General features: G+C 70.3%; 1 protein-coding gene. It reads left to right on the top strand.

All coding sequences use genetic code 11. The annotated features are described in order from the left end of the window. Positions 1-125: 125 nt before the first annotated feature. Positions 126-1532 carry an IS1380 family transposase gene (locus tag ACFWOG_RS40785; protein WP_380364802.1) on the top strand — a complete coding sequence of 469 codons (1407 nt, stop codon included), beginning with the start codon at positions 126-128 and terminating at the stop codon, positions 1530-1532. The last annotated feature ends 156 nt before the right edge of the window (positions 1533-1688 follow it).

The following is a 1688-nucleotide window of genomic DNA, read 5'->3' as shown; positions in this document are numbered from 1 at the left end:
CTAGCCTGCGTGTTTCACTTGCGGCGGTGTCCGGATCATGAGCGGGAACGCGAAAGTGCCTTCTGCGCTGGGAAGATGAGGCTTGTCGAAGGTCTCTGTCAGCCCAGCAGGAAGGCACTTTCTACGTGCACACTACCGGGTCACGACCCCAGCTCGTCGTCGCTACCGACGGGCGCGGGGTAGTCAGCCATGCCGGGTCCCGTTTGCTGGCCGATCTCGCCGACGCCACCGGCCTCACTCACGCCTTCGGTGACGCCCTGCGTCGGCTGCGTCCTCGTGGCACCGGCCACCAACCGGGCCGGATCGCGGTCGATCTGGCGGTGATGCTCGCCGACGGCGGCGAGGCCATCGCCGACCTGGCCCTCTTACGCGACCAGCCCGACGTCTTCGGCCAGGTCGCCTCCACACCGACCGCCTGGCGGCTGCTGGCCGGTATCGATCCGGCCGCGCTGGGAGCATTGCGCGCGGCCCGCGCCGCCGCCCGGGAGGTCGCCTGGCTGCAGGCCTGCGAGACCCGCGAAGGAGGAATCCCGGCCGCGCAGGCCGGCGGACGTGAGCTGCCGGGCCTGGTCCTGGACATCGACGCCACCCTCGTCACCTGCCACTCCGAGAAGGAACACGCGGCACCCACCTACAAACACGGATTCGGATACCACCCGCTGCTGTGCTTCCTCGACAACACCGGAGAGGCCCTCGCCGGCCTGCTGCGGCCGGGAAACGCCTCGGCCAACACCGCCACCGACCACATCACCGTGCTCGACGCCGCGCTCGCCCAGATCCCCGACGCCCACCGCCACGGCACCGAGATCCTCATCCGCGCCGACAGCGCCGGATCCGCCAAGGCCTTCCTGGCCCACATCCGAGCCCTGCGCTCGCACGGCATCCTCGCGTCCTTCTCCGTCGGATGGTCCATCACCGAACCGGTCCGCCGGGCAATCCGCCACCTGCCCGAACAGGTCTGGCATCCCGCCCTCGAACAGGACGGCTCCCTGCGCGACAGCGCCGAGGTCGCCGAACTGACCGGCATGGTCGACCTGCCCGGCCTGCCCGAGGGCACCCGGATCCTCGTCCGTCGCGAACGCCCCCACCCAGGCGCCCAACTCACGCTGTTCGACCTGGACGAGGGCATGCGCCACCAGGTCTTCCTCACCGATACCCCCTACGGCCAGGGCTCCCTGCAGTTGCTGGAGGTCCGCCATCGCGCACACGCCCGCGTCGAGGACCGCATCCGCTGCGGCAAGAACACCGGATTCGGCCGGTTCCCCTCCCGGCACTTCCAGATCAACGCCACATGGCTGGAGTTGTCCCTGGCGGCTATCGACCTGCTCGCCTGGGCCCAGTCCCTCCTACTGGACGGGGAGTTGGCCACGGCCGAGCCGAAGAAGCTCCGCTACCGGCTGCTGCACGCGGCCGCCCGCATCACCCGGGGCGCCCGCCGTCTGCACCTGCGGATCGCCGCTACCTGGCCCTGGCGCCACGACCTGGCGACCGCCTTCACCCGACTGCAGGCCCTGCCGCGGCCCGTCACCTGACCGACCCGATCGTCCCCGTCCGCCCACGACCCGAGGACCTTGGAGACACCGACCACGCGTCGGGCCTTCGGCATGCCCCACACCCGCACACGACCACTACGCGTTACCAACATCATCGACCCGGCTCAGCAGGGCCCAACTGAAACGCGGAGGCTA

It is taken from the genome of Kitasatospora sp. NPDC058406, assembly GCF_042722765.1.
Taxonomy (GTDB): domain Bacteria; phylum Actinomycetota; class Actinomycetes; order Streptomycetales; family Streptomycetaceae; genus Kitasatospora.
The sequence above is the reverse complement of the archived record's forward strand: the minus strand, read 5'-3'. Positions and strand labels throughout refer to the sequence as shown.